The organism is Marinactinospora endophytica (genome assembly GCF_054780875.1).
This window is the reverse complement of record NZ_BAAGVM010000013.1, coordinates 25,251-45,773: the sequence shown is the minus strand read 5'-3', so window position 1 is coordinate 45,773 and position 20,523 is coordinate 25,251. Positions and strand designations below refer to the sequence as shown.

The 20,523-nt window shown below is 71.9% G+C and carries 18 protein-coding genes; 14 read left to right on the top strand and 4 right to left on the bottom strand.

Going from position 1 to position 20,523, the window contains the following annotated elements:
* The first annotated feature begins 643 nt into the window (after window positions 1-643).
* Window positions 644-865: a hypothetical protein gene (locus ACYVHU_RS21730; protein WP_078760802.1), complete on the top strand. Its 222-nt coding sequence runs from the start codon at window positions 644-646 to the stop codon at window positions 863-865.
* Window positions 866-1,596: 731 nt separating this feature from the next.
* Here ACYVHU_RS21730 and ACYVHU_RS21725 read toward each other — a convergent pair.
* Both ACYVHU_RS21725 and ACYVHU_RS21720 read right to left on the bottom strand, forming a co-directional pair.
* The gene (locus ACYVHU_RS21725; RefSeq protein ID WP_078760803.1) at window positions 1,597-1,821 is read right to left on the bottom strand and encodes a helix-turn-helix domain-containing protein; all 225 of its coding nucleotides are present in this window, start codon (window positions 1,819-1,821) and stop codon (window positions 1,597-1,599) included.
* Complete coding sequence (locus ACYVHU_RS21720) at window positions 1,821-2,429, bottom strand: DUF2975 domain-containing protein (RefSeq protein WP_078760804.1); 609 nt, start codon at window positions 2,427-2,429, stop codon at window positions 1,821-1,823. Before ACYVHU_RS21720 ends, ACYVHU_RS21725 begins: the two co-directional genes overlap by 1 nt.
* Before the next feature lie 128 nt (window positions 2,430-2,557).
* Between ACYVHU_RS21720 and ACYVHU_RS21715 the strand changes: the two genes are divergently transcribed.
* The 5 genes from ACYVHU_RS21715 to ACYVHU_RS21695 all read left to right on the top strand — a co-directional run bounded on the left by ACYVHU_RS21715 (window position 2,558) and on the right by ACYVHU_RS21695 (window position 5,256).
* The gene (locus tag ACYVHU_RS21715) at window positions 2,558-3,736 is read left to right on the top strand and encodes a CobW family GTP-binding protein (RefSeq protein WP_498949408.1); all 1,179 of its coding nucleotides are present in this window, start codon (window positions 2,558-2,560) and stop codon (window positions 3,734-3,736) included.
* Between the two features lie 50 nt (window positions 3,737-3,786).
* A complete protein-coding gene (rpsR, locus tag ACYVHU_RS21710) occupies window positions 3,787-4,032 on the top strand; it encodes a 30S ribosomal protein S18 (RefSeq protein ID WP_078760805.1) in 246 nt (81 codons plus the stop codon).
* An 85-nt stretch (window positions 4,033-4,117) separates the two neighbouring features.
* Window positions 4,118-4,354 carry a 50S ribosomal protein L28 gene (gene rpmB / locus ACYVHU_RS21705; RefSeq protein ID WP_078760806.1) on the top strand — a complete coding sequence of 79 codons (237 nt, stop codon included), beginning with the start codon at window positions 4,118-4,120 and terminating at the stop codon, window positions 4,352-4,354.
* Window positions 4,355-4,357: 3 nt separating this feature from the next.
* Window positions 4,358-4,663 carry a 30S ribosomal protein S14 gene (gene rpsN / locus ACYVHU_RS21700; RefSeq protein ID WP_078760807.1) on the top strand — a complete coding sequence of 102 codons (306 nt, stop codon included), beginning with the start codon at window positions 4,358-4,360 and terminating at the stop codon, window positions 4,661-4,663.
* Between the two features lie 212 nt (window positions 4,664-4,875).
* Window positions 4,876-5,256 carry a Fur family transcriptional regulator gene (locus ACYVHU_RS21695; RefSeq protein WP_078760808.1) on the top strand — a complete coding sequence of 127 codons (381 nt, stop codon included), beginning with the start codon at window positions 4,876-4,878 and terminating at the stop codon, window positions 5,254-5,256.
* Window positions 5,257-6,217: 961 nt separating this feature from the next.
* Here the strand turns inward: ACYVHU_RS21695 and aztA are convergent.
* Window positions 6,218-6,910, bottom strand: a complete 693-nt coding sequence (aztA, locus tag ACYVHU_RS21690) for a zinc ABC transporter ATP-binding protein AztA (RefSeq protein WP_498949404.1) — start codon at window positions 6,908-6,910, stop codon at window positions 6,218-6,220.
* A gap of 49 nt (window positions 6,911-6,959) precedes the next feature.
* Between aztA and aztB the strand changes: the two genes are divergently transcribed.
* From aztB to ACYVHU_RS21660, 6 genes are all read left to right on the top strand, one after another.
* On the top strand, window positions 6,960-7,838 hold the full coding sequence (gene aztB / locus ACYVHU_RS21685; RefSeq protein ID WP_078760966.1) for a zinc ABC transporter permease AztB: 879 nt from the start codon (window positions 6,960-6,962) through the stop codon (window positions 7,836-7,838).
* Window positions 7,835-9,040, top strand: a complete 1,206-nt coding sequence (locus tag ACYVHU_RS21680) for a WD40 repeat domain-containing protein (protein WP_078760810.1) — start codon at window positions 7,835-7,837, stop codon at window positions 9,038-9,040. The genes aztB and ACYVHU_RS21680 overlap by 4 nt, the downstream gene beginning before the upstream one ends.
* 5 nt (window positions 9,041-9,045) lie before the next feature.
* Window positions 9,046-9,987 (top strand): zinc ABC transporter substrate-binding protein AztC, encoded by a 942-nt coding sequence (gene aztC / locus ACYVHU_RS21675; RefSeq protein ID WP_078760811.1) that lies wholly within the window; start codon window positions 9,046-9,048, stop codon window positions 9,985-9,987.
* Between the two features lie 62 nt (window positions 9,988-10,049).
* Entirely contained in the window at window positions 10,050-11,249 is a 1,200-nt protein-coding gene (aztD, locus tag ACYVHU_RS21670; protein ID WP_078760812.1) for a zinc metallochaperone AztD, read from the top strand.
* An 863-nt stretch (window positions 11,250-12,112) separates the two neighbouring features.
* Complete coding sequence (locus ACYVHU_RS21665) at window positions 12,113-12,517, top strand: VOC family protein (protein ID WP_200813564.1); 405 nt, start codon at window positions 12,113-12,115, stop codon at window positions 12,515-12,517.
* A 1,065-nt stretch (window positions 12,518-13,582) separates the two neighbouring features.
* Complete coding sequence (locus tag ACYVHU_RS21660) at window positions 13,583-14,773, top strand: aminotransferase class V-fold PLP-dependent enzyme (RefSeq protein WP_078760814.1); 1,191 nt, start codon at window positions 13,583-13,585, stop codon at window positions 14,771-14,773.
* A gap of 305 nt (window positions 14,774-15,078) precedes the next feature.
* Here the strand turns inward: ACYVHU_RS21660 and ACYVHU_RS21655 are convergent, their stop codons facing one another.
* Complete coding sequence (locus ACYVHU_RS21655; protein WP_144390005.1) at window positions 15,079-16,350, bottom strand: MFS transporter; 1,272 nt, start codon at window positions 16,348-16,350, stop codon at window positions 15,079-15,081.
* Window positions 16,351-17,234: 884 nt separating this feature from the next.
* Here ACYVHU_RS21655 and ACYVHU_RS21650 point away from each other — a divergent pair.
* Both ACYVHU_RS21650 and ACYVHU_RS21645 read left to right on the top strand, forming a co-directional pair.
* Entirely contained in the window at window positions 17,235-17,903 is a 669-nt protein-coding gene (locus ACYVHU_RS21650; protein WP_078760817.1) for a TetR/AcrR family transcriptional regulator, read from the top strand.
* Window positions 17,904-17,939: 36 nt separating this feature from the next.
* Window positions 17,940-20,450: an MMPL family transporter gene (locus tag ACYVHU_RS21645; RefSeq protein WP_498949402.1), complete on the top strand. Its 2,511-nt coding sequence runs from the start codon at window positions 17,940-17,942 to the stop codon at window positions 20,448-20,450.
* The last annotated feature ends 73 nt before the right edge of the window (window positions 20,451-20,523 follow it).

Genomic DNA, 20,523 nt, shown 5'->3' with positions numbered 1-20,523 from the left:
GGTGATGCGCGTCACCGGACCGGGGCGAGCGGGACAGGGCCGGGAAAGGAGGGAACGGATCGCGTTGCCGGGTGGTGTCAGGGGATCGGCGCGCGGGTGCCCTGCCCGTTCGGTATTTCCGGCCGGGGCGTTTCACGTAGCCGTCGGTCTCGGTGTCGGGGCATCACGAAGCGGGGGATCGGGGAGGAGGGGGCTGCCCCCGGATCCACCGTCCCCCTCCGCCCCTGGCCCCCGGCGCGCATAAGCGTATGGTCCGGGTCTGCGCCCCAGGCTGGCCGTCCAGGTGAGCTGGTCGGCGCTGGTCCGGGCGCCATCAGGTCGGGGACCTTTTGGGGCCACGGGTGATCTCGTCTTTTCCGTGCCCCGTCCACCCGAAGGACAACTCGGTCGTTCTATCGGAAAAGCCGCGAAATGGCTTCCGGGGGCAATGGAAAATAAAACCGGAACGGCCGGAGGCCGTCCTTTCGCGGTGCTTGCTGCGGCGACGACGTCATTTTCCAGAAACCTGTTTAGTGGGCGCGGAAAACGGTGAGTGAAAGAGATCCCAACGGTTTCATGTCTGTGTTCTCGACCGTTTCCCCCGAAACGGTCGGATCCGGACACTGCTTCTCCTTCGCGCACCCGCTGTCTCCTGGAAGGCCACATGGACCCCCGAGAGATCCCACACGACCGTCCCAGCATCCCCCTGACCGTCGAGGAGGGGCGCACCTTCGCCGAGCTCGCCGCCGCGGCGACCCGGGACAGGCACCGCCGCGCCTTCTCGCGCTTCATCGCCCACCTGACCCCCGCCACCTGCCGGTGGCTCTCGGACCTGAGCGTTCCCGAGCGGATGTGGCGCAGTTCGCCCGAGCGGCCCGGCGTCTGACCGGATCCGCGCGTGGCCGCGAGAGCCCCCCGGCGCGTGCCGGGAGCACTCCACGTGCGATGAGGCGACACGCGCCCGAAAACCGGGGGATGTGGACGTCTCCTCGTGGGGAAATCCGCTCGGTCACGGCGGTGTGGCACCGGGGGCGGAGCGACGGGCTCCTGCGCGGCCGCGTGGAGGCGTGGGACAGGGCAGCGGGGCTCTCACAGCGGGGCGTGTTCGCGAACATGATCCGGGCAAGCCGAGAACGGCGACTCCTTTGACGACGGGCATCGTCACGCGGGTGGCCGTCGGCCCGCTCGCCCTGGTCGGCGGGGCGAGGGGCGGACGTGGGAGCCGATCGGGTTCACCGGGGCGGCGGGCCTGTCACTCGGCCTCGGGAAGGTTCTGGCGAGCCTGAGCCCCATGACCGGCGGGGCGACCGGCGTCGGTGGGGGAGCCGGGGCGGATCCGCCCGGCCCGCGGGGCGTCCCTCCTGGCCGCCGACACGGCCCTGTCGCCAGGGCTCCCGTCCGAGAAGACGGCGCACGTCCGCGCGGGGATCAGGGGCTGCCGACGCGACCGCGGCACCGTCCCCCACGGTGGGCGCGGCCCGGCTTTCCCGGCCGGCGGTGGCTCCTCGCCGATACGGCCGTGGCCGGGCGGGCAGGACCCGCCCACCCGCTTCTCGCTCCCCCTCCTCTTCGCCCCGATCCTGGCCGTCGGGTGGGCGACGAGGGGACCGGCGAGGGTCACGGGTCGCCGTAGGTGAGCAGGTCACCGGGCTGACAGCCGAGCTCGCGGCAGACGGCGCTGAGGGTGCTGAAGCGGATCGCCTTGGCCCGCCCGTTCTTCAGGATCGACAGGTTGGCGACGGTCACGCCGACCCGGCCGGCGAGTTCGCTCAAGGTCATCCCTCGTTCGGCCAGGAGGCGGTCCAGGTGCACCTCGATCCGATGGGACTCCTCGGGCGGCATCAGACCAGTCCCTCGGTGTCGGCGCGTAGCCGGGAACCGTGGCGGAACGCCTCGGCCGCGGCCGAGACGAGAAGGGCCAGGAAGACGTGGCCGGTGGAGAACTCGTAGTGGAAGGGGACCATCGAGTGCAGCGGGGTGGCGCCCACGAGCAGGTCGGTGCTGACCGCCTCCACCAGCGGAACGGCGAGCCCGATCAGGAGGACGGCCAGGGCGATGGTGTGGAGGCGCCAGACGTTGCCGGGGATGAACACATCACCGGAGCGCAGGCTCCGGGCCATGCGCAGCAGGAGTCCGAGGACCACGACGAGCAGCACGGTGCCGGTGAGCCCGGGCAGGGCGAGGAGCAGCCGCTCGGGGAGGCCGGGATCCGTCAGGGCGAGTTCGGCGGTGGAGGCGGCGCGCAGGGTCATGCCGTCCGCGTCCATGATCCCCGGGGGTGGGGCGGGGGTGTCGATGTGGACCAGGCGCGTCGTCTCCATGGGGAGGAGGCCGGCCACTCCCAGGAGCGGCAGGAGCAGGTCGAACAGGCCGACCAGGAGCAGCGCCACTCCGAGTGCTCCCTCCAGCAGGTGGTCGTTGAGGCGGGACCAGCGTGTTTGGTTCTCCATGCTCTTCTCCTACTCGGTCGCATATCGTTTTTCGATGTTATCGAAAAACGATATGCATCTGTCAAGTGGCGGGAGATCTCATGTACGATAATGAAAATCGTTTTCAATGCTGGGAATGAGGTCCCTTCATGCTGCCCACCGAGACCATGCGCGTGGTGGTGGTCTCCGGCCTCCACCACGCGGCGCGTTCCCGGACCGTCGACCACCTCCTCCGCGCCATCCCCGGCTCCATCGCCGTCCACCACGACCTCGGCGCCATCGCCGACGGCGAGGTCCGGCGGGTGGTGCGCGACGCGCGGGGCGTCCTCGACGAACGACCCGTGGAACTCGTGCACGCCTGCATCACCTGCACGCTGCGCGAGGACCTGCTCCCCTTCCTCCTCGACCTCGCCGGCGATGGAGCACCCCCCGTGTGCCTGGTGGAGACCTGGGAGGGGGTCGAACCCCGGCTGGTGGCCGAGGCGTTCGACATGCTCGTCGACGGCCGGCCGGTGAGCCGGCGGCTCCACCTGGCCGCGGTGATCACCGCGGTGGACGCCGGCCTGCTCATCGCCGACCTCTCCTGCGACGACGACATCGCCGAACGCGGCCTGGGCATCGCCGTAGAGGACGACCGGACCGTGGCCGAGGTGCTGACACGCCAGATCGAGTACCCGACCATCCTGGCGTTGGCCGGAGAACCCGCAGACGAGGCCCACAGGGAGGAACGCCGGGCGCTGCTCGAACACCTCAACCCGGCCGCGGCGGTCCTCCCCGTGGACAGCGCTCGGCTGCCAGACCTGCTCCAGGGACGCTTCGACCCCCGCTCCGCCGCCGTCCGACTGGACCCGCTCTGCGCCCAGTACCTCGGCCTGCCGCGGAGCGGCCGGGTGCGCACCGTGACATGGCGGCGCCGCCGGCCGATGGACCCCGGCCGGCTGCACGCGGCGCTGGACGAACTGGTCGCCGCCGGCCTGCGCAGCCGTGGCAGGTTCTGGCTGGCCAGCCGCCCCGACACCGTGCTGCTGTGGGACGCCGGCGGGGGAGCCCTCGCCATCGAACCCGCCGGCCCGTGGCTGGCGGCGCTGCCCGAGGGGGCGTGGGAGCTCGCCTCCGAGGCGCGCCGGGCCGCGGCCCGCATGGACTGGGACCCCGAGACGGGGGATCGCGGCCAGTGCCTCTCCTTCACCGGCATCGACCTGGACGAGGAGCGGCTCGTCGCCCTCCTGGACGCCTGCCTGCTCACCGACGAGGAGATGGGGGAACCCGGCGGGCCGTGGACCCGGCACACCGACCCGTTCGCCGAGATCCTCGACGCCGCCTCCTGAGACTCCGGCCGCGCGCCAGGACCCGACCACCTGAAAGGAAGAACCCGGACATGGCACCGTCTCGCAAGACCGCACCCCGCCGATTCGCCAACCCGCTCCGCGGCGTCGACTACATCGACTACAAGGACGTCGACCTCCTGCGCAAGTTCATCTCCGACAAGGGGAAGATCCGCAGCCGGCGCGTCACCCGGGTGACCGTGCGCCAGCAGCGCCTGATCGCCAAGGCGATCAAGAACGCCCGCGAGATGGCGCTGCTGCCCTACGGGTCCACGACCTCCGGACGCGGGGGCGAGTGACCGGCCGGGCGTCCCCGTCCCCGGGACGCCCGGCCCCCACGGCGTCCGGACCCGCCGGGCGCCCCGATCCACGGAAGGAACGACGATGTCGAAGATCTGCCAGGTGACGGGGAAGGCCCCCGCCTTCGGCAACAGCGTCTCGCACTCCCACCGGCGCACCAAGAGGCGGTTCGACCCCAACATCCAGACCAAGCGGTACTGGCTGCCCAGCGAACAGCGTTACGTCCGGCTGCGCGTCAGCGCCAAGGGCATCCGGGTCATCGACCGGCAGGGGATCGAGCGCGTGGTCGCGCAGATGCGCGCCCGGGGCGAGAAGGTCTGAACAATGGCGAAGAAGAGCAAGATCGTCCGCAACGAGCAGCGCGCCCGGATCGTCGCGGCCCACGCCGAGCGCCGGGCCGAGCTGAAGCGGATCATCAAGAGCCCGCACAGCACCCCGCAGGAGCGGGACGCGGCGGTGCGGGCGCTGGCCCGGCAGCCGCGTGACGCCAGCGCCACCCGGCTGCGCAACCGCGACGCCATCGACGGACGTCCCCGCGGCCACCTGCGCCGATTCGGACTCTCGCGCATCCGCTTCCGCGAGATGGCCCATCGCGGGGAACTGCCCGGGGTCACCAAGTCCAGCTGGTAGCGCCGGACGGGACGGCGGCCCGCCGGTCCCGTCCGCGAACCGCTCCCGGCCCACGCCGTGCCAGGGAAAGGGGCGCGGGAGCGAACCCGACCGTCTTTTCGTCGTACTCCCGGGTGTTTCCACGGCGCTCGGTGGATCCGGGGCAGCACGGGCCACGGCCGGGACCGGCCGTGGCCCGCTCGCCGTCCCGGGTGGGGCAGAGAGGTGCCTGAATGGCCAGATACGACGCCGAGGTGCTGCGGGCGCTCGGCCGGGAATCCTTCTTCCGTAGCGCCCAGGAGGTCCACGCCCTCGTGGTGCGGACGACGGGCCGCAAACCGAGTCTGTCCACGGTCTACCGGACGCTGCGGCGGCTGGCCGAGGAGGGGGCCGTCGACACCGTCCACTCGCCCGACGGGGAGCGCCTCTACCGTCGGTGCGGCAGTGTGGCGCACCACCACCATTTGCTCTGCCGGGGGTGCGGCCGGGTGCAGGAGGTGGCCGAGCCGGGGGTGATCGCGGCCTTCGTCGAGCAGGTCGCGGCGACGAGCGGCTACCGTTCGCTCCACCACCTCTTCGAGCTGTCGGGGCTCTGCCCGGCCTGCGACGACTAGGCCCTCCGTCTCGGGATCGGCGCGGCGCCGCCCCGCGTGGGGCGGCGGCCGTGTCGGGTCCGGACGCGCCGGGAACGCCCGGGGGCGGACCGCCGTTGGCGAGCACGCCGGTGGGTCCCGCGGCCGGTGGTCCGCTCGCCGGTGGGCGCGGAGGCGGTGCGGCCGATCCTTCTCCTGGGCACGGACTCCGCACCCGCCTCCGCGTGGATGCGGGCCGGGCCGGACGCCCTTCCTCGGGCGTCCCGCTGACGCGCGGGTGATGCCCCACGACCCCGGTGGCCGGTCTGTGCCCTTCTCCCTCGGGCCGGAAGGTCAGGGGCGCGGACGCGGGGAACGCTCCCGCCTGTGCAAGGCGCCCGCCGTCCCTTCGCGCTGTCGCGCGACGGCCGCCGCCCCCTACTCAGGGTGGAGCGCGGCCTCCGGGCGGGAGGCGTCCATGGCCCGGCCCCGTCTCCCCGGCCACCCGGCGGGTATTCACGCGGACGCCACCTCACAGGGGTGGGTGTGTCCGCAGGTCGGTCCGTCTCGCGCGTTCACGCCCCGCCGCCGCGGACCGGCACCCTCAGGGGCCGTGAAGTCGGGTCCGCCCCGCCTCGAACGCCGACCGACCCGCTGCTCGGCGCCGCGGTGGACACCTGTCCACGGGGCGGCGCGGTAGCGGGAACCTCTCCCGCCCGGCCCCGCGCCTCCATCTCCGAGACCCATGGCACCGCGCCGGAACCGCGAAGACCCTTGCGGGGTCGGACCGGCCCCGGAACGGGCCGGTGGTCGACGGCTCCGTTCGCGAGGTGGCGGGCGGCGAGACGGAACGGGGCGCGCACGTCGGCGGCGGGCGTCCACGTCATCCGGGACGGGTTCCCCTCAGCGGGATCGGCCCGGCACCGTCCCGTATATGGGGAGTGTGCCCGCCCACGGGGAGCGTGGCCCCGGCCGGGTCCGCCTCGGCCGGCGTTCCAACGGGTCACCCGGTCGCCGAGGGCACCTCTTCCGCGACGGCGGCGTTGTGGGGCCGGGAGGACAGCCGGCCCTCGCTCAGGACCAGGCGGTGGCCGGCCTGTCGGGCGGCGTCGGCGTCGTGGGTCGCGTGGACCACGGTGACCCCCTCCGCGCCGAGTCCGGCCAGCACGTCGGCCATCGTGTCGCGAGAGGCGGCGTCCAGACCGGTGGCGGGCTCGTCCAGCAGGAGCAGGTCGGACTCCTGGGCCAGCCCCTGGGCGAGCAGCGCGCGCTGGCGTTGACCGCCGGACAGGGCGCCCAGGGGGCGGCCGGCCAGGTCGGCGATGCCCATGCGTTCCATGCACGTCTCGACGACCGCCCGGTCGTGCTTGGTGAACCGCCTGATCGGTCCCAGGTGGGACCAGCGTCCCATGGCGACCGTCTCGCGGACGGTCAGGGGGAGGGCGTCGGAGACCGCGCTGCGCTGGAGGACGAGGGCGGGGCGCGCGCGGTGATGGCGGTGCACGGTGCCCGTGTCCGGGGGGTGCACGCCGGCCAGGAGGGCCAGGAGCGTCGACTTGCCCGACCCGTTGGGGCCGACCAGGGCGGTGACCTGGTGTGCCGGGATCTCCGTGCTCACATCGTGCAGAACCGTCCGTTTTCCGTATGAAGCGGTGATTTTGTGAAGTATGACCGCTTTTCTGGCGTGATGTTCCACACTGTCCCCCTGTGGTTTTGATAATGATTTTCATTGTACGGTGTTCGCCATGGACTGGTTGACCGCACCCTTCGAGGTGTCCTTCGTGGCCCGAGCCCTGTGGGGCGGGCTCCTCGTCTCGGGGATCTGCGCCCTGGCGGGAACGTGGGTGGTGCTGCGCGGCATGGCCTTCCTCGGCGACGCGATGTCGCACGGGATGCTTCCGGGGGTGGCGTTGGCCTCCCTGCTGGGCGGCAACCTGTTCGTGGGGGCCGCGCTCAGCGCCGCCGCGATGGCGCTGGGGGTGAGCGCCCTGTCGCGCTCGCCGCGCCTGTCCCAGGACACCGGCATCGGGCTGCTGTTCGTCGGGATGCTCTCCCTGGGCGTCATCATCGTCTCCCACTCCCGTTCCTTCGCCGTGGACCTGACCGGGTTCCTCTTCGGAGACGTCCTGGCGGTGCGCGGCCAAGACCTGGCCGTGCTCGCCGGAGCGCTGGTGGTCGCCCTGGCCGTCTCGCTCGTGGCTCACCGTTCCTTCGTGGCCCTGGCCTTCGACCCCCGCAAGGCCGCCACGCTGGGCCTGCGCCCCCGCCTCGCGCACGTGGTGATGCTGGGACTGGTGACGCTCGCGATCGTCGCCTCCTTCCACGTGGTGGGCACGCTGCTGGTCTTCGGGCTGCTGATCGCGCCTCCGGCGGCGGTGGTGCTGTGGGCGCGGCGCATCCCCGTGGTCATGGCCGGGGCCGCCCTGCTGGGGGCGCTCGCCACCTTCACCGGCCTGCTGGTCTCGTGGCACCTGGGCACCGCGGCGGGAGCCACGATCGCCGCGGTCGCGGTCCTGTTCTTCTTCATCTCAGCGTTCGCGGCGTCCCTGCGCGACCGCCGCTCGGCGGTCCTGACGCCGGCCTCCCCCGAGGCATCCCACAAGGAGTTCGAGGTCACACGATGATGTTCGGTAACCGATCGGCGATCCCGCCCAGCACGCTGGTGGCGGCGCTCCTGCTGACGGCGGGGTGCGCCTCCGCCGGCCAGGAAGCGCCCCCGGAGGCGGCGTCCCCCGAGGCGACCCCGCACGGCTACGTCGAAGGCGCCCAGGAGATGGCCGAGCCGCAGTGGCGTCTGGTCATGGCCGACACCGCGGACGGCGCCCTGTACACGCTGGACCCGGCGACCGAGGAGGTCGCCGAGGTGGGACGGGCCGAAGGGGTCCGGGAGGTCGCCACCGACGGCAGATTCGCCTACTTCGGCGGCGCAGCCGGCACGGCGATCCTCGACAGCGGGACCTGGACGGTCGACCACGGCGACCACTCGCACTACTACGTGGCCGAGACCCGGCTCGTGGGAGAGGTCGAGGCCGGCGCCGGACTGGAGGTCACCGGCGACCTCGCCGTCAGCACGCTGTCCTCGGACGGCGGCGCCACGGTGCTGGACCGTCCCGCGCTGGAGGACGGGGAGATCACCGAGACCGCCGCCCTCGACGAGGAGGTGGCCCTCGCCTACGGCGGGCACCTGCTCGTCGTGGACGGTGACGGCGTTCGGCTGCTGGACCGGGCCGGAGAGCCGGTGCGGGCCACGGTCGAAGAGGACTGCCCGTCCCCGCAGGGACAGGCGGTCACCCGCCGCGGGGCCGTCCTGGGCTGCTCCGACGGCGCGCTGCTGGTGACCGAGGGCGAGGGCGAGGACGCGGTGCCCGTGGTGGAGAAGATCCCCTATCCCGAGGACGCCGACGCCGGACCCGTCGAGAGCCTGGAACACCGTCCCGGCACCCCGGTCCTGGCCGGCCGCGCCGGTGACGAGGGCGTGTGGGTGCTCGACATCGCCGCCCGGGAGTGGACCCTGCTCGACACGGGACCCACGGTCGCGGTGAGCGCCGCGGGCGAGGACATGCCCGTCCTGGTGCTCGGCGCCGACGGCACCCTGCGCTCCTACGACCCCGCCACCGGCGAGGAGACCGCGGCAACGGAGCTGATGGAGCCGCCGGCGGAGGATGCCGCGACGGCCCCGGTCATCCGGATCGACACGGCCCGCGCCTACGTCAACGACCCCGCGGCCGGCGCGGTCCACGAGATCGACTACAACGACGACCTGCGCCTGGCACGCACCTTCGAGCCGGGGTTCACCCCCGACCTCATGGTTGAGACGGGCTGGTGAGGAACATGCGCGCTCTTTCGTCCCGTCCCCGAGGCCGGGCGCTGCTCCCCGCCGTCCTCGCCCTGCTCCTGACCGCGGTCGCGTCCGGCTGCGCCGCGGAGGGAGAGCAACGCTCCGGCATCGTGGTCACCACCAACATCCTCGGCGACATCACCCGCAACATCGTCGGTGACCAGGCCGAAGTGACGGTGCTGATGAAACCCGGTGCCGACCCGCACTCCTTCGGGATCTCGGCGCAGGAGGCGGCCCTGCTGGAGAACGCCGAACTCGTCATCCACAACGGCCTCGGCCTGGAGGAGGGCGTACACCGCAACGTCGAGGCCGCCGACCAGGCGGGTGTGCCCACCCTCGCCGTCGGGGAGGCCGTCGACCCGATCGACTACACCGAGGGCGAGACACAGGGACAGGCCGACCCGCACTTTTGGACCGACCCGGTCCGCGTCCGCCAGGCCGTCGACCTCATCGCCGCCCAGGTCTCCGAACAGGTCGACGGCGTCGACACCGAACGGATCCAGGCCAACGCCGAGGAGTACGGCGGGCAGATCGACGAGCTGCACGAGGAGAACACGCGCGCCTTCGCCGAGATCCCCGAGGAGCGGCGCAGGCTGGTCACCAACCACCACGTCTTCGGCTACCTCGCCCAGCGCTACGACTTCGAGGTCATCGGCGCGGTGATCCCCAGCGGCACCACCCTGGCCTCGCCGAGCGCCTCGGACCTGGAATCCCTCTCCAGCGCGGTCGAGCAGGCCGGCGTCCCGGCGGTCTTCGCCGACTCCTCCCAGCCCGACCGTCTCGCCCGGGTCATGGCCGAAGAGGCCGGCCTGGACATCGAGGTCATCCCGCTCTTCTCCGAGTCCCTCACCGCGGAGGGCGAGGGCGCGGCCACCTACGTGGAGATGACCCGCGCCAACACCGACGCCATCGTGCGCGGCCTGACGCGGGAGTGACCTCCCGACCTTTGGCGGGGCCTCACGGCCCCGTCCCACCCCGATGATGAAAGCAGGAGAACATGTCACACCCCCTCGGCATCCGGCGACGCCCCGGCCGGGCCGCCGTCCTCCCCGCGCTGATCGCCCTCGGCCTGACGGCGACGGCCTGCGGCGGCGGCGAACCCGAACCCGAGGAGTCCGGATCCGCCGCCGCGGGCGGGAGCGCCACCGAGGTGGCCGCGCCCATCGTGACCACCTACGACGGTGGGATCTACGTCATCGACGGTGAGACGTTCGAGGTCGTCGAGGACATCCCCCTCGAAGGCTTCAACCGGCTCAACCCGGCCGGCGACGGGCGCCACGTCCTGGTGTCCACCTCGACCGGGTTCCGCGTCCTCGACGCGGTCGGCGCCGAACTGACCGACGTCGAGTTCGAGGCGTCCAAGCCCGGGCACGCGGTCCACCACGCCGACAGGACGGTCCTGTTCGCCGACGGAACCGGGGAGATCACCGTCTTCGACCCCGCTGACCTGGGCGACGGCCTGCCCGAGACCGAGACCCACACCACCGAGCACGCTCACCACGGCGTTGCCGTGCGCCTGGCTGACGGCTCGATGGTGGTCACCCTCGGTGACGAGGAGGAGCGTCCCGGCATCCAGGTCCGCGACGCCAACGGCGAGGAGATCACGCGCAACGAGGACTGCCCGGGCGTCCACGGCGAGGCCACCGCGAAGGACGAGGCCGTGGTCATCGGCTGTGAGACCGGCGTGCTGATCTACCAGGACGGCGAGATCACCAAGGTCGACAGCCCCGACGAGTACGGGCGCATCGGCAACCAGGCCGGGCACGAGGAGTCGCAGTACGTTCTGGGTGACTACAAGACCGACCCCGACGCCGAACTGGAGCGCCCCGAGCGCGTCTCCGTGGTCGACACCGCCTCCGGCGAGCTGGAGCTGGTCGACCTGGGCACCAGCTACAGCTTCCGCTCCCTGGCCCGCGGCCCGCACGGCGAGGGGCTGATCCTGGGCACCGACGGCGCCATCCACGTCATCGACATGGAGAAGGCCGAGGTCACCGACACGATCCCGGTCATCGGCGAGTGGGAGGAGCCCATCGAGTGGCAGCAGCCCCGTCCCACGATCTTCGTGCGCGACCACACCGCCTACGTGACCGACCCCGGTGAGAAGCGGCTCTACGCCGTCGACATCGAGAGCGGGGAGGTCACGTCGGAGACGGAGCTGCCCGAGGCCTCCAACGAGATCACCGGCGTCACCGGCTGATCGAGGTCGTCGCGCGTCGGCGCGTGACGACCGAGGAACGCCATGACGGTCGGGGGCGCGTGCCAGGGCACGCGCCCCCGGCCCGTTCCAGTGAGCGGACGAGGGCCGGCCTTCCGGCGAAACGGTCCCGAGCGGTTCTTCGGGGCGCCGTCCGATGTCGGACGGCGCCTCGGTGTTCCCCGGGACCGCGGGGACGGTGAATCCGGTGAACACCGTGCGGGCGCCGAGGCGGGCGTCCGGTCCCGCCCTGAGCGAAGCGTTCGGTCGCTGATCAGCCGGGACATGCAGGGGCCGGCGGCGCGTTGCCGCCGGCCGGTCCGCTTGAGGGGCCCACCACCGGCTCACAGTGACCGGCCTGCGGTGCCGGACCGGACTTCGGTCCCCTTCGCTTCGACCGCCAACGGCATGGAGGCGGGGGTGTGCGGGTCCGCGGTGGTGTCGCCGTCATGTTCTCGCGTCTGGAACCACGCCGTGCCCTGCACGACCGATGCGGGTGATGGCCACACGAGTCAGCACGAGCTCAGCGAGGTCCGCACGGTCCCCTGAACCGGCCCCCGGCTGGGGAACCGACGGCCACGATGCCGGCCGTCCAGGTTCCGGCGGGCGGAAACCGGCGATGGTTTCGCTTTGCCGGGACGTGATCGCTGTCCACCGTGCGGCGCTTCGCAGAGATCATCGCCCCCGGAGTGAAACACGGCGCTGAGCCGCCCCTCCGGCGTCCGCCGAAGGCCGCTGGCGCGTTCGTCGCGACAGCCGGGAAACCCCTTGGCCCCCAGGGGCTGGAGCGCCTGCCGAAAGTGCCGCCAGGGGCCTGAGCCGCGGGTGTGCGAAGCGTGAGCGCAACTCGGTGGTGTTCGGTGGGGATGTCAGGAAGGCCGGGGCGCGTGGTCTCGGTATCGCGGAACGTGGCGGTCGACTGTGCGGATGCCCACGGGCTGGCTCGGTTCTGGAGCGGTGTGACCGGCCGTCCGCCGCACCCGGAGGCCCGACCGGGTGAACGGGAGACTCAGGTGTTGTCGACGGAGGGCCCAGTGCCGCACTTCGACCAGGTGCCCGAGGCGAAGACGGTCAAGAACCGGGTCCATCTGTGTTCGCGCCCTGAGACCTCGCGCGATCAGGAGGCGGAGCGGTTGCCGGGCCTCGGTGCCAGCTTTGTCGCCGACCACCGGAATCCCGATGGTTCGGGATGGGTGATTCTCGCCGACCCCGAAGGCAATGGATTCTGTGTTCTGCGCGGTGAGTCCGACCGGGCCGCCATGGACTCCTGACGCTTACGCGCTGTCCTGGCCGGCTTCGGATGACAGCCGGTCCGGCCACTCGTCGACGGCTGTGAGGAGAAAGGTCGCTTCGTGGTGGACGGCGAGCCGGTCATATACCGGGTGGCCGCCGCCCGGTACCTCTTGAGGCGATCGACGCCGCGTTCCGACGGTGTGGTGCTCGCGGTAGTCGGTCGTGTCGAAGGTCGGCGGGCGGACAGCGCGGGAGTCGGGCTTCCGACGGCCGGTGAGCCGGTCGACCTTGTTCGGGATGGTGCGGCCGATTCCAGGACTGCGCGGGTAGGCGCGGCTCTTCCGGGAGGGGCGCCTTGTTCGCGCGGCCGGTGGGGCCGGCCCACCCCCGGGCGGAACAGGGGGACGCGGTCGGGCGCCGTCTCGAATCGCGGGGAGTCGTCCCGCTGCCCGGCCGTGATCACGGGGGACCCGGGCTTCCGCTCCTCTCCGACGGCCAGGTGCGGTTCGGTGGTCACAGCGCCGCGTGGGCGGCCGGGCCCGTGGCCGGTCGGCTCCACCCGGACGCCGCCGGGCGGCTCCTTCGGCGACTCCCCCTTTTCCGCCTCCGCGCGCCGTCCCGCCGCCGGCGGGGGAACGGGTCGTTCCCCCGGGCCGTGCCCGGCGGATGGGTCCCGCCGGGGGAGACCGGTACGCGTCCGAGACCGGATGCCGCCGATCGCCTGTCGCCGCGTCCGTATCGGCGGTCGTCCCGGCTTCTTCCCTGTGAGCGGCGACGCTTCCAGCGCCGCCCGTCGCTCGGCCACCAGACCTCCACGCGGCAGGGGTCAAGCCCGTCCCACCTCAAGCTCCACCCTCGGTACACGCCCTATCGGCAGGCCGTCACCACGCCTGCCGGCGTCTCCGCACCCCGTCCTCACCACGGGAAGCGGGAGGGGGAAGTAAGGAGGCGGCCGGGAAAGGGCCGTGGCCGGGGGAGATGGACATGGGCGGAGAGGATGGGCAGAATGCCGGCTCGGGCCGCGGATGCCGGAAGCCCGGTGGCACCTTGCCTGCGGCCCCATGAATGTCTGGGCGCGATGCCCGGGAAGAGGAGGAGCTTCTGTGATCGATCCCGAGCGCGCCGCGGCCGACACCCCTGGCTGCCGTGGGGAAGGGGTCTTCCTCGACAGCGCCGGATCCTCGTTGCCGCCCTCGGTGGTGCTCGACACCGTGATCGGTCACCTGCGCCGGGAGGCCCAGATCGGCGGCTACCGGGCGGCACACGAGCGGGGCGAGGAGCTGGAGGCCGGATACGAGGTCTTCGCCGACCTCCTCGGCTGCGCCCCTGAGGAGATCGCGTTCACCGACAGCGCGACGCGGTCGTGGCTGTCCATCTTCGGTGCCGTCCCGCTGGCCGCGGGTGACCGGATCCTCCTCACGGAGGCGGAGTACGCGGGCAACGCCATCCCCATCCTGCGCCGCGCGGAGGCGGTCGGGGCGGAGGTGCGCGTCGTCCCCTCCAGCGAGACCGGTGACATCTCCATCGACGCGCTGGCGGACCTCCTGGACGAACGCACACGCCTGGTCTCGCTGGTCCACGCCCCGACCAACGGCGGACTGCTCGCCTCGGTCCGGGAGGCGGCGGCCCTGGCACGAGACGCCGGAGCCTACGTATTGCTGGACGCCTGCCAGTCGGTGGGGCAGGTACAGGTGCGGGCCGACGAGCTGGACGTCGATTTCATCACCGGGACCGGCCGCAAGTGGTTGCGCGGGCCGCGGGGGACGGGGTTCCTCTACGCGCGTCGGGAGGTGCTCGCGGGCCTCGCCTCGGACGGCGTGGACCTGCGTGGAGGCAGCTGGGTCGAACGCGGCCGGACCGAAGTCCGCGAAGACGCGCGCAGGTTCGAACTGTGGGAGTTCAGCATCGCGGACCGGTTGGGGCTGATCGCCGCCGCGAGGTACCTGCTCGACCTGGGAGTGGCCGAGGTCGAGGCGGCCGTCCAGGCGGTCAGCGCCCGTCTGCGGGAGGGGCTGGCGTCCGTGGACGGGGTGGAGGTGCGCGATCTGGGGCCGAGACGGTCGGGGATCGTCTCCTTCACGGTGGAGGGGATGCCCGCTCCCCGGGTCGTCGAACTCCTGGCCGAGCGGGGGGTCACCGTGACCGTGAGCCGCAGACCCTCCACCCGGATCGACATGGAACGGCGGGGGTTGACGGAGGTGGTGCGGGCCTCGCCGCACTACTTCGTCTCGCCAGGGGAGGTGGACGCGGCCGTGGCGGCCGTCGCGGAGGTCGCCGCCGGGGCGAGGGGGTGAGTGCCGCCTCGCAGGGGTGGTGGTCGGCCTCGCCGGGCGCGTCCGAGATGTCGCCGGAGAGCGGTGCCGTGACGCCTCGCTGAAGGGCGCGGGGCCGGCGCGGGAGGGGGGTAAGGCGGTCCGAGCGCGGAGCGGCCGACCGATCACCCCGTGTCCCGTCCGGGAGGAGACGCCCCGAATCGGCGGAGATGGTCGGTCAACCGCGAGAGTGGCACCGTCGCGGCCCACGGCGTGTCAGTTCCTCGAAGGCCGTTCAGAGGTGGGGAGAGGGATCATGTCCGGTTTCAGGGGCGGAGTCGACGAGGTCACCCGGCCTCGCCGCCTCTGGAATGCCACATCCGGTGCGCCATCAGCATTCCCACCACGGCCATGCTGACCACCGCCACCCCTGACAGGGCGAAGGTCACCTGCGGCGCGGCCGCCACGTACAACGGGATGATGATCATCCCCAGCGCGCCCGCCGCCCGGATCACCATGTGGTCGGCGGCGAGGACCGCCAGCCGTTCGCGCTCGCCGTACCGTTCGGCCAGCCAGGCCTGTAGAGTCACGCCCCAAAACGGTGCCGCGACACCGGAGAGGAAGGACACCACCCACAGCGTCGCCATGTTGGGCGCCACCCCCATGAAGGCCAGCGTCACGCCGTCGCCGATCCAGGCCAGACAGTAGACGCCCAGGAAACCGCCCATGATTTTCAACCGCATGTTGCCCACAACGAGGTTGCCGGCCAGCGACCCCACCGCGGTGACCGCGGTGACCATCCCGAAGGTCCCGGCTCCGGCCCCATAGACCTCGGACAGCAGGATCGGCAGGCCGACGGCGGGGGCCGCGGCGGCGCACAGCCCCAGCCCGTGCAGGGAGACGGCGAAGGTCACGCCGGGGTCGGCGCGCAGCAGGGGCCAGGCCGAGGGGATCTCGGGGGTGGCGCTGACGGCTTCGGCGACGCCGGGAGCGGGACGGGCCGCCGCGCGGCCGATCACCGCCAGGGTCACCCCGGACGCCGCGAATCCGGCGGAGGTGATCCAGTAGAACTCGACCTCCGTCATGACCAGCAGCAAAACGCCGATCGAACCGGGGCCGAGGATGCGGGCGACCCGCGTGGACAGGTCGAGCAGCCCCAGCACCTCGTGGACCTCATCCGGTCCGACCAGCCGGGGAACGAGCCCGGGCAGGACCGGGTCGAACAGTGCCCCGGTCACTCCCAGCACGATGGCGACACCCAGCAGGACGGGGATCTGCGCCTCCGGTATCACCCACAGCAGCGGCAGGCAGGCAACCCCTCCGGCCCGCACCGCCTCGACCACGGCCAGCCGCCGCAACGACGCCACCCGGGACAGCAGCTTCCGCCCGAATGCGCCGATCACGATGTAGGGAATCGATTCCAGGACCGCCGCCAACCCCATCAGGGAGGCGTTGCGCGTTGTCTCCCACACCAGCCACATCACCGCGAGCGCGTATAACCGCGCCCCTGTCACCGCTAGGAGCTGCGCCCCCCACAACCCGGCGATCCTCGGCCTGCCCAGCAGTCGCACATACCCCACGCGAGCTCCCATCCCCCTGCTGACCTGCTGACTTGTCACGGGTGTTACCTCACTGTGACGCAGTAACAAGATCAACTGGCCGGATCGGCGAAGTTGGCGGTGAGCTGGTGGCCAGGTCACCAGGAGGAGAACGACCGGATCGCGTTGAGGGCAAGGGAGGTCATGTCCGGGGCCAGGGTGAAAGGAATTCACCAGATCGGCCTCGGTGACGAGGTTTCGGGTGGTACATCAGTGCTGTATCGGGCGTTGTCCCTTTTCGGAGTCGGGTGAGACAGGGGCCGATATCGGCCTGTGGGCGGGCTTCGGCCCCCTATCGGCGTCCGGCTCGAAGAAGGGGCTTTTCCGGTGCGTGCACGGCGGTGTCCGGCCGGCCGGAGGAGGAGGCGGGACCTCCCTTGCCCGGTCGATGTCGCGAAACAGACCGCGTTCCCCCCGCGAACCGGCCCGCGCCCGAAGGCGGTCCCGCCCTCGGTGTTCGGGGACGGGTGCCGACCCCGTCGCGCAGCGCCCCGCCGGTCCAGGGGAGGGCCGACACCGCCGGGCACGTCGCCTGCCTTCTCCCGTCGCCCTTCCCGGCTCCCCGGTCCACGGTCTGTCCGGCGCCGTCGCCGCGGTCGGATCCGGCGTGTGCTGTGTCATGGCGCCGACCTCGTGGAGAGGAGTGTGTAAGGGCCCGGCCCGGGCAGGGGGAAGCGGTCGTTCCCCGAAGCGGCGGCGATCGGGCGTCCTTGACCCGGCGCGCGCCGGAGCTGTCGGGCGGGGCGCGAGGGGGCACCGGCCGGTGTCGTGGTGGTGGCGAGGGGCTTTGGCGACCGTTTCGGAAGGCGGGCCGGGGATGTCTTGTCCGTTCGGTCGGCTGGATGTGATCCGCTGCACTCGGTGCAGTGCTGCACCCAGTGTAAATATGCACTTAGTGTAAAAACATGGATGACTCCCGACCTTCCACGCCGGGGCGTCGAGAAGCGCTCAAGGCGCGGCATCGCCAGGCGATCGTCGACGCGACGGCGACGCTCATGCGCGAGCGGCAGGGGCTCGGCTTCACAGTCGATGAATTGGCCGAACGGGCCGACGTCTCCCGCCGGACCGTCTTCAACCACTTCGCCTCCGTGGACGACATCGTCTTCGAGGTGTGCAGTGAGGAGGTCGGTGCGCTCATCGGCGACATGGAGGCCGGGCTCGCGGCCCGGGCCGCCGGCGAGTTCGGCCCCATGCCCGTGTTCGACCAGGTGGCCGACGTCCTGCGGTCGGCCGACCTCGTCTCCGTCATCTCCTACCTGACCCGGGTCCTCGGCAGCGCGGAGTACGACTTCTCTCCCCACACCCTGGAGTTGTTCACCCGGGTGATCGGCGACTTCGCCGAACGGCTTTCGGCGTCCCTGATGCGCCACCACCCCTCCAGCGACGTGTTCGTCGTGCACCTGATGTTCGGGGCGCTCACGGCCGGCCTGCTGGTGGTCCGCGAACACTGGCACGCGATCACCGGCGGTGTCGACACCGAGGAGTCCAGGCGGGTGTGGGCGGAACTCCTGGAACAGCTGATCGACAGGACACGCGGCGGCTACGGGTCGGCCTTCCCAGAGACCCAGCCCTGAGCACGGCTTCTCCCCTCTGAGTATGTGAAGGAAACCATGGCTGAATTTCTCTACCGACTCGGTCGGGGCGCGGCGAGACGTGCCCGGACCGTGATCGCCCTGTGGGTGGCGATCCTCCTCGCCGCGGGGGCGGCGTTCGCGCTCTTCTCGGGAGAGCTGAAGGAGACCCTCTCCATCCCCGGCACCCCCACCTCGGAGGTCAGCGACCGGCTGACCGAGGAGTTCTCCGGCCTGGGCGGCGGGACCGGAACGGTCGTCTTCCAGACCGAGGACGGGGCGGCCTTCACCGACGAGCAGCGCTCGGCGATCACCGAGCGGATCGCGCAGGTCGCCGACCTGCCGGGGGTCGAGGACGCCGTCGACCCGTTCGCCACCGAAGAAGCCCGCGCCGAACAGCAGCAGCAGGTCAGTGAGGGCCGCACCGGCATCGACGAGGGGCGCGAGGAGCTTCAGCAGGGACAGGAGGAGCTGGACGAGGCCCGGGCCCAGGCCGAGGCCGCCGGAATGCTCGACCAGGTCGCCCCGCAACTCGACGCCCAGCAGGCCGAGATCGATGAGGGCCTGGCCACGCTGGAGGAGCAGAGCGCCCAGCTGGAGGAGGGCGAGGCCCTGCTCGACATGGCCGCCGACATCCGCATGGTCTCCGAGGACGGCAGCGCCGCGCTGTCCAACATCGCCTTCACCGAACCCCAGCAGGACGTCCCGCAGGAGACCAAGGACGCCGTGATGGCGGTGTTCGAGGACGACCCCGTGGAGGGGGTCACGGTCGATTTCGGATCCGACATCGCCATGGCCGTTCCCGACCTCCTGGGCATCGGCGAGGTCGTCGGCCTGGTCGTCGCGGCCGTCGTCCTGGTGATCATGCTGGGCACCCTGGTGGGGGCCGGCCTGCCCATCCTCACCGCGCTGATCGGCGTCGGCGTGGGCGCTCTGGCCGGACTGTCACTGTCCGACGTGGTCGAGATGGCGTCGGTGACCCCGATCCTGGGGGTCATGCTGGGCCTGGCGGTGGGCATCGACTACTCGCTGTTCATCATCAACCGGCACCGCATCCAGCTCAAGCAGGGGCGTGACGTCAAGGAGTCGATCGGCCTGGCCAACGGGACCGCGGGCAACGCCGTGGTCTTCGCCGGCGCCACCGTGCTCATCGCGTTGCTGGGACTCAACCTGACCGGGATCGGCTTCCTGGGCGTGATGGGGACCGTGGGCGCCCTGTCCATCCTCGTCGCCGTGCTGATCGCGGTGACGCTCACCCCCGCGCTGCTCTCGCTGGCCGGGCCGCGGATCCTGTCGCGCCGGGAGCGGGCGCGCCTGGCCGAGGGACCGGCCGTCGCGTCCCAGGAGGGCGACGGGGACGCGGCGGTGCGGCCGATGCGCACCGGAGCGGCGGTCGGCCGCGCCCTTCTGGGGATCGGCGTCCTGGTGGTCGTCGCCATTCCAGCGCTCGACCTGCGGTTGGGGCTTCCCGACGGATCGTCGGAGCCGCACGACTCCACGCAGTACCGCGCCTACTCGATCGTGTCCGAGGAGTTCGGCGCCGGACAGAACGGCACGCTGCTGGTGGCGGCGGACCTGCCGGGCTCGCCGACGCAGGAGGAGGCCGCCGCCTACCAGCTCCAGCTCGCCGAGGAGCTCTACGGGCAGGACTCCGTCGTGGCGGTCGCGCCCATCGCGATCTCCGACGACCGCGACCTCGCCACCTTCCAGGTCGTCCCCGAGGACGGGCCGACGAGCGAGTCGACCGAGGAGCTGGTCCACACCCTGCGCGACCTGGCGCCCTTGGAGGGGGCCGGCACGCTCGGCGTGGCGGGCACGGCCAGCGGCAACATCGACATCTCCGACAAGCTCAGCGACGCGCTGCCGACCTACCTGGCCGTCGTCGTGGGCTTCTCGCTGGTCATCCTGCTCCTGGTGTTCCGGTCGATCTTCGTGCCCGTTGTCGCGACGCTCGGGTTCATCCTGTCCTACTTCGCGGCGCTGGGCGGCGTGGTCGCCATCTACCAGTGGGGGTGGCTCGCCGGTCTCTTCGGTGTCGACAGCCCCGGACCGATCCTGAACTTCCTCCCGACGATCCTCGTGGGGATCCTGTTCGGTCTGGCCATGGACTACATGCTCTTCCTGGGGACGGGCATGCGCGAGGCCTACGTTCACGGCGCGCCGGCGCGGACCGCCGTCGTCCAGGGGGTCAGGGCCGGCCGCGCCGTCGTGATGGCCGCCGCGATCATCATGATCTCGGTGTTCGGCGGCTTCGTCTTCTCGCACAGCGCGATGATCCGACCCGTCGGCTTCGCCCTCGCCTTCGGTGTTCTGCTCGACGCCTTCCTCGTGCGGATGATGCTGATCCCCGCGCTCATGCACCTGGTGGGGGAGAAGGCGTGGTGGCTGCCGCGCTGGCTCGACCGGATCCTGCCGAACGTCGACGTCGAGGGGTCCGCCCTGGAGCGGCGGCACTCCTCCGCGCCGGCCTCGACCGATACGGGGGAGTCGGGGCTGGTGACCGCGGCCTCGGGGACCTCTGGACGTGAGGGCTCCGCGTCGGAGGGCTGATCAACGTCCATGTGACCGCCGCGCGGTCGCCCGCACATGTCGTGGGGCGGCCGCGCGGCGGCGTGCGGGGGCG

Coding starts and splice junctions, on each gene's coding strand:
- ACYVHU_RS21650 (WP_078760817.1), top strand. CDS start 17,235: ATGGATGACTCCCGACCTTCCACGCCGGGGCGTCGAGAAGCGCTCAAG.
- aztC (WP_078760811.1), top strand. CDS start 9,046: ATGCGCGCTCTTTCGTCCCGTCCCCGAGGCCGGGCGCTGCTCCCCGCC.
- ACYVHU_RS21680 (WP_078760810.1), top strand. CDS start 7,835: ATGATGTTCGGTAACCGATCGGCGATCCCGCCCAGCACGCTGGTGGCG.
- ACYVHU_RS21730 (WP_078760802.1), top strand. CDS start 644: ATGGACCCCCGAGAGATCCCACACGACCGTCCCAGCATCCCCCTGACC.
- ACYVHU_RS21720 (WP_078760804.1), bottom strand. CDS start 2,429: ATGGAGAACCAAACACGCTGGTCCCGCCTCAACGACCACCTGCTGGAG.
- rpsN (WP_078760807.1), top strand. CDS start 4,358: ATGGCGAAGAAGAGCAAGATCGTCCGCAACGAGCAGCGCGCCCGGATC.
- rpmB (WP_078760806.1), top strand. CDS start 4,118: ATGTCGAAGATCTGCCAGGTGACGGGGAAGGCCCCCGCCTTCGGCAAC.
- aztB (WP_078760966.1), top strand. CDS start 6,960: ATGGACTGGTTGACCGCACCCTTCGAGGTGTCCTTCGTGGCCCGAGCC.
- ACYVHU_RS21725 (WP_078760803.1), bottom strand. CDS start 1,821: ATGCCGCCCGAGGAGTCCCATCGGATCGAGGTGCACCTGGACCGCCTC.
- ACYVHU_RS21695 (WP_078760808.1), top strand. CDS start 4,876: ATGGCCAGATACGACGCCGAGGTGCTGCGGGCGCTCGGCCGGGAATCC.
- ACYVHU_RS21715 (WP_498949408.1), top strand. CDS start 2,558: ATGCTGCCCACCGAGACCATGCGCGTGGTGGTGGTCTCCGGCCTCCAC.
- ACYVHU_RS21645 (WP_498949402.1), top strand. CDS start 17,940: ATGGCTGAATTTCTCTACCGACTCGGTCGGGGCGCGGCGAGACGTGCC.
- aztD (WP_078760812.1), top strand. CDS start 10,050: ATGTCACACCCCCTCGGCATCCGGCGACGCCCCGGCCGGGCCGCCGTC.
- ACYVHU_RS21665 (WP_200813564.1), top strand. CDS start 12,113: ATGTCAGGAAGGCCGGGGCGCGTGGTCTCGGTATCGCGGAACGTGGCG.
- rpsR (WP_078760805.1), top strand. CDS start 3,787: ATGGCACCGTCTCGCAAGACCGCACCCCGCCGATTCGCCAACCCGCTC.